This window comes from Methanohalophilus sp. RSK (assembly GCF_003722075.1).
Classification (GTDB): domain Archaea; phylum Halobacteriota; class Methanosarcinia; order Methanosarcinales; family Methanosarcinaceae; genus Methanohalophilus.
The window spans coordinates 142,421-148,499 of sequence record NZ_RDSK01000015.1 but is presented as its reverse complement, the minus strand read 5'-3'; the positions used below and the strand labels follow the sequence as shown (position 1 = coordinate 148,499).

General features: G+C 46.0%; 6 protein-coding genes. 1 reads left to right on the top strand and 5 read right to left on the bottom strand.

Annotated features, from left to right (window positions below):
* On the top strand, positions 1–115 hold a 115-nt coding region (locus tag EFE42_RS10920; RefSeq protein ID WP_148039273.1), incomplete at its 5' end, for a zinc ribbon domain-containing protein.
* 57 nt (positions 116–172) lie between these two features.
* Here EFE42_RS10920 and EFE42_RS08825 read toward each other — a convergent pair.
* The 5 genes from EFE42_RS08825 to EFE42_RS08805 form a co-directional block, all read right to left on the bottom strand.
* Positions 173–1,165 carry an aspartate-semialdehyde dehydrogenase gene (locus EFE42_RS08825; protein ID WP_123136897.1) on the bottom strand — a complete coding sequence of 331 codons (993 nt, stop codon included), beginning with the start codon at positions 1,163–1,165 and terminating at the stop codon, positions 173–175.
* 202 nt (positions 1,166–1,367) lie between these two features.
* Positions 1,368–2,477, bottom strand: coding sequence for a DUF362 domain-containing protein (locus EFE42_RS08820; RefSeq protein ID WP_123136884.1), 1,110 nt, complete (start codon positions 2,475–2,477; stop codon positions 1,368–1,370).
* Positions 2,478–2,560: 83 nt separating this feature from the next.
* On the bottom strand, positions 2,561–3,973 hold the full coding sequence (gene acsC / locus EFE42_RS08815) for an acetyl-CoA decarbonylase/synthase complex subunit gamma (RefSeq protein WP_123136883.1): 1,413 nt from the start codon (positions 3,971–3,973) through the stop codon (positions 2,561–2,563).
* Between the two features lies 1 nt (position 3,974).
* A complete protein-coding gene (gene cdhD, locus EFE42_RS08810) occupies positions 3,975–5,294 on the bottom strand; it encodes a CO dehydrogenase/acetyl-CoA synthase subunit delta (protein ID WP_072359730.1) in 1,320 nt (439 codons plus the stop codon).
* A gap of 25 nt (positions 5,295–5,319) precedes the next feature.
* A complete protein-coding gene (locus EFE42_RS08805; protein ID WP_123136882.1) occupies positions 5,320–6,072 on the bottom strand; it encodes an AAA family ATPase in 753 nt (250 codons plus the stop codon).
* Between the last annotated feature and the right edge of the window lie 7 nt (positions 6,073–6,079).

Genomic DNA, 6,079 nt, shown 5'->3' with positions numbered 1-6,079 from the left:
TGAAAAAACATTAGATGATAGAACTCATAAATGTAATAGATGTGGCCTGGTTTTGGACAGAGACCACAATGCCGCTATCAACATACTGAGATTGGGACTACAATCTCTTGGATAAAACCCATAGAAGTCCACGTACTTTAGTCGTGGGAGTAGTCACACAAAATGAATTTACTTAAAGTTGCTCGGCAATCTGTACTGCATTAAGGGCGGCGCCCTTGAGGATCTGGTCCCCGCAGACAAAGAATTCCAGGCCATGGTCACCGAACACGATGTTCTGCCTGATCCTGCCAACTTCCACATCGTATTTCTGGGTGGCTGTTAGGGGCATCGGGTATACATTGTTCTCGATATCGTCCTTCAACTCAACACCTTCGACCGATGCCAGCAGTTTTTTAGCATCAGCCGGTGAGATTGGCTTTTCAGTTTCGATAACAATGCTTTCTCCGTGGACCCTCAGGGTCGGGATTCTCACACAGGTACAGCTGATCGGGATATCGGGTTCCTCAAATATCTTGTGGGTTTCCCAGACAACTTTCATTTCCTCGCGGGTGTAATCGTTTTCCTGGAAACTGTCGATATGAGGAATTGCGTTGAAAACGATAGGATGGACAAAGGCCTGATGGTTTACCTTTTTATCTTCAAGATAGTTCTTTGTCTCATTGATCAGTTCATTCATCCCGGCAGCTCCAGCACCACTGGTTGCCTGGTAGGTGCTGATGATGACCTTCTTCAGGCCGTATTCTTTATGGAGGGCATACAGGGGAATGGCCGCAATCGCGGTTGTACAGTTGGGGTTTGCAATCAGTTTTGAATCCCCGATGGCATGAGCATTGATCTCAGGAACTATCAGGGGAACGTTGTCATCATATCTGTATGCACTGCTGTTATCAACCACGTAGCATCCTGCATCGGTTGCTTTCTTGGCATTAGCTTTGCTCCACGAGCCGCTTATTGCGAAAAAAGCAATGTCAAGTTCCGAGTAATCTGCCGTGTCTGCATCTTCGATGGTAATTTTTCCAAAAGGAGTCTCCATTACTTTACCGGCACTCCTATGTGATGCGTAGAGTTTCAATTCTTCTACCGGGAACTTCCTGTTACTCAATACTTCGATAATTTCTCTGCCCACCGCTCCGGTAGCACCCATAATTCCTATTTTGTAACTCATTTTCATCGTCCGTTAGTTGTCGGGCAATCAGATACGTCCCGAATTTTTAATATCTTTAACAACAGTGAATTTTTTTGAAAACTATAGTATTCACCAATTAATTTGCAATTCACTCATAAGGATGTTTGCTGCATTATAGTATATCCATAGAATAATAATATTATCATCAGGAACTGCAAAACTCCTGCTGATTAGTTCTGATTCAAATCCTTATCAGCTCATAATCCTTATTTCCAAGTCCGATTTTTTCTCCGTAACTTAACTGGATATCTCCCAAACTGTTCTTCCAGACACCTTTGAACTTGTCTTTGCCGGGTTCTATATTTTCTTCAAGTTTGGATGCAGTAAACCCATGTTGCTCGTTTACGAGGTCCAGGCTTGCCTGGTCGATAGCCACCGGATCTGTGGAGGCCAGGATGCCGATATCCGGTACAAGAGGTATATCACTCCATGGCACGCAATCACAGTCGGGTGTGATGCGGACAAGGAAATTCATATAACCTATTTTATCCTGTCTGCCGGCAACGGTGCCCAGGGCATATTCGGTCATCATTTCCATAAAGTCGGGTATATCGGCATAATTGAAATCAATCGCCTCGACCGGGCATACTGTCATACATTCTCCACAGCCTATACACTTGTCATCATCGATAGTGGATATATTGTCGTTATTAATCTCCATTGCATTGCAGGGGCATACTTCCACACAGGTTGCGCATCCGGTACACTTGTTGACATCAATCTCCGGATGAAGCCCGCCATGCTGCTCCATTTTCCCGGCTACCGAACCTCCGCCCATTGCCAGATTCTTGATCGCCCCTCCAAAACCTGCAAGTTCATGACCCTTGAAATGAGACATCACGATCATACTCTGGCATTCAAGCAGCTCGGATGCGATTTTAACGCTGTCAAAATGTTGCCCATTGATCGCTACCTGTCGGAAACTGTTGCCCAGCAGTCCGTCTGCTATTATCAGTGGTGCCCGGGTGACCTCATAACCAAAACCGTGCTCAATTGCCGTTGTAAGATGATCCACAGCATTCCTGCGGGATCCTGAGTACAGGGTATTGGTGTCGGTAAGATAGGCCTTTGCACCCGAAGAATGAATCTTATCCACAACCTGCCTGACATTGACCGGACTTATGAAGCCTTCATTGCCCTTTTCCCCGAAATGTATTTTAATGGCAGTGAGTTCTCCTTCATCAATTATTCTGTCAAATCCTGCTTTATCGTAAAGCCTTTTGATTTTCTGAATTGTGTTTTCACAATCTCTACGTACTTTCAGGTCGACAAAAAAGACTTTGCTTTTCATGAGTGATACATCTATGTTCAGCACTAATAAATTTGGTGCAAAAAAAGAATTGAAGCACCCGTATTTAACGGATGCTTTTCGATTTATTTATTCTGTGGTGGCCAGTTTTTTTCCAGCCATCCCGGAAGTCTGCCGGAGTCTGCCGGTCCAATGAGTACCCTTGAACCCACCTTGTCCTCGACATCACCCTGCAGGCGTGCGGACAGGCCGGGCAGGATGACGGTGTTGTAATTTGTCTTTTCCTTAAGGTCAAACTTGGCATTTTCCAGAGTCTTCTTGATCTTGTCTGCGGTCAGCTGTCCACCGGCAACCGCTGCTTCCACACCGATACCCTCGGTATCTGCTACCACTATGTAGCAGTCTATCTTGTTGGAAGCAATATCACTCTCAACTGTGTAGTAGGTGAGAGCAAAGTTTGTGGTAACTATAATTGGTGAATCGGCAGTCGGGGAACCTACTTCCCATACACCCGGATCAACAGTCACAGGTTTTCTTGGGTCCGTGTAAATGGTATCTCTCAGGTGCATTTCAGGCAGCAATGCATAAGGTTCTATGCTATGCATGATCATAATGTCGCCGTACTTTACAGTGAGTACGGAGGCTACCACAGTTTCCCAGTAGGATGCACTGACATCATCATCGTAGGCCATCCATGCAGTCAGGGGAACGGCCATAATTGGATAGGCAATTTCTCCATCCCCGTCTATACCTGCTCTTCTGATCTTCAGGAAATTCTCAAACGTTGTCTTCAGTTCCCTGCCTGTGGGAAATGTTCCCGGGTCAAGCACAAGGTCCTCTATTCCCATTTCTGCAAATGTCTTTGCCATTGACTTGAGCAAGTCCAGGTCATTCGGTGCGAACAGGGTTACTGGCACCTCGTATTCCTTTGCAAGGCCGGCAACTTCTTTCCAGTTCTCCTGGTTGGCTGCATACATTAGTGGCTTTTTGTCTGATGCTACTTCCAGGGCGGCTTTTAATACTGCCGGATCAAAAGAACAGAGTACAAGAGGTAATTCTGTAAGTCCGATTACCTTTTTCACGGTCTCTGCAAAAGTTTCGGGTTTGCCGGATACACACCGTACCGCTACCATATCAAGGGTAAGGAATTCTCCCACATAGAATTTCTTGAAAGTCTGGATGGTATTGATTCTTTCCTCAAGTTCCTTATCGTCCATAGTGTCGGTGACATCGTATGCATAGGCTGTCTTGTTGAAGAAGGTCAATTTATGACGGAAAAGGACATCATCTCCGCCAATGGTGACTGATTTTTCACCAGTACCAATGGTAACTTCCTTGATTTCCGGGGCAAGCAGTTTTTCCAGTTCTTCGAGTTTCTTTGCATACTTGTCTTCCTCTACCATGGGCAGACAGTCTTCGCCACTTTTGGAACGGTCGATAAGATGTGAGGCAAAGGCCATACATGTATCTTCACCACACCTGCCACAGTTTGTTCCCGGCAGGTATTTGTAAGCATCAAGGGGGCTATTAATCTTCATTTTATACCTCCGCAGTGATCCAGTTGGTGATGTCGGGAGTCTTTGCTTCAATATTGCCATAGAGGGTCTGTGTAATCTCTTTGAGCACCTGTACGGATGTTGGGTGCATCATCATGAACATGTCGTTGCCTGCAAGGGCAAGGGACAGTCCAGTAACAATCTCCCAGATGGGTCCCCTGTATTCTCTGGGTCCCCAGTCAGAATCTTCCTTTAGGGGGGATTCCTTCATCCAGGATTCACGTGCACCCCAGGCATTTGTGGTACCGGAGGACATAGGGAAGTTAAGTTCGTCGTCACCCATAAGGGCGGACAATCTAATCCTTTCCATATTACTGTAAGCATAATCCAGACCGTACCCCAGAGCTGCTGTTGTCGGATCCATCACAATGCTGTCACGTGGGACATTACACTGTTTCATGAGTTTACGGTTGAGTTCTTTCTGAGCATTGATCTCAAGCTGAGTCCAGGAAAGGACTGCATGACCGTAATCCGTTGCTGCCTTTGCCACCCTTTCATAATCCAGGTTAAGACTTGCGGATGCAAGCAGGGCACGTTCTCCTTCGGCAACCTCTGCGGCTTTTTCGAGTACTTCAGGGTCTTTCTGTGGATTTCCTGAACCACCGATTACAATAGGCACATCAACTGCCTGTAATACATCCTCTACTACCTTTGCAGCCTCCTTTGCAGGAGTATCATTGATAAGAGGGTCTGTAGAAATCAGGTGAATTGTAACCATATCCGCATTATATTCATTGACAACCTTTTTTGCCCATTCTGCAGGGTCTCCCATAACGTCTTCATAATTGGATTTGACAGACTTTGCCATTGAGATAGGCATGTCAAAAACATCCATTGTGACATAATTACGGTTGGGCATTTCTGCATCAAAATAGAATGGCATTGCCTTTTCACCACCCAGGGTTATTGTATGGCCACGGCTTCCTCCATCTGCTGAAGTTGCACCGAGGGTTACTTCCTGGATAGGTGTATTCCATTCGCTACTTCTGGCAACATCGAATTTAGTCTGCATCAGTTCCTCTATTGCAGGTTCTGCCTGTAATGCCGCAGTTTCTCCTCCGGCTCCAAGACACTGTGCAAAGAGCTGGTCTACAGGATAGCCCAGCATTCTGGCGATGTTTGCCACATGAAGGGAGATCTGGGCGGCTTCATGGCCAAGGGCATAAGCCATAGCCGGGTTCATTCCCCCACCTCCCTGTATATCAAGTTCTATGTCACCTTCGATAGTAACCCCTTCCAGGGATTCCACATCGAGGTCTTTTAAGATACTATTAAGGTCTGAAAGTTTGAGTTTATCTGACATTCCACTTCCACCATCCGATTATTTATTACAATCCAAGTTTTGCTGCGATTCTTTCAACTTCGATAACGGCTTTCGAATCTTCTGGAAGATCATAGAGAGCTTCCCCTGCGAGATCTCTCTCTGCAATCTTTTCATCCGTTGGAACAAGGCCTATTAATTTCAGGCCAAGTTCATTCGCAGTTTTCTGGATCTGTTCTTTATTGTCTTCTGTGACTTTGTTTGCGACCACATGGATATTGCGCACATCTGTTTCCAGCTCATGCACAAGTTCACTGATTCTTTCGGCAGTCCTCATTCCTCTACGGGAACCATCGGTAACCACCAGGAGATCATCGATATTCCTGATAGTCTTCCTGCTGAAATGTTCAAGACCTGCTTCCATGTCCATGATAACCACGTCATAGTTTTCGGTCAGGCGGTCCATGATTCCCCGCAGCAGATTGTTTACATAGCAGTAACAACCTGATCCTTCGGGTCTTCCCATAACCAGCAGGTCATAGTCAGGTAACTCGTTGAGTGTTTCATAGATCTTGGATTCGAAAATCGATTCCTTGTTGATATCGGGTGGCATGTTGTCCCGTTCATTCATCATGTATTCCTTGATGTCACCTATGGTACGGTCTGCCTCACATCCCAGGGTTTCCGGGAGGTTGGTGTCCGGATCGGCATCGATTGCCAGGACAACCTTTTCACTTCTTGTCAGGTGGCGCATGAGAAGAGTCGTTATGGCCGTCTTCCCGGTGCCGCCTTTACCTGTAATCGCAATGATTTTTGTCACAGAGAAA

Bases quoted from the DNA above. Each gene is read 5' to 3' on its own strand.
- acsC (WP_123136883.1), bottom strand. From the start codon at position 3,973: ATGAAGATTAATAGCCCCCTTGATGCTTACAAATACCTGCCGGGAACA.
- cdhD (WP_072359730.1), bottom strand. From the start codon at position 5,294: ATGTCAGATAAACTCAAACTTTCAGACCTTAATAGTATCTTAAAAGAC.
- EFE42_RS08825 (WP_123136897.1), bottom strand. From the start codon at position 1,165: ATGAGTTACAAAATAGGAATTATGGGTGCTACCGGAGCGGTGGGCAGA.
- EFE42_RS08820 (WP_123136884.1), bottom strand. From the start codon at position 2,477: ATGAAAAGCAAAGTCTTTTTTGTCGACCTGAAAGTACGTAGAGATTGT.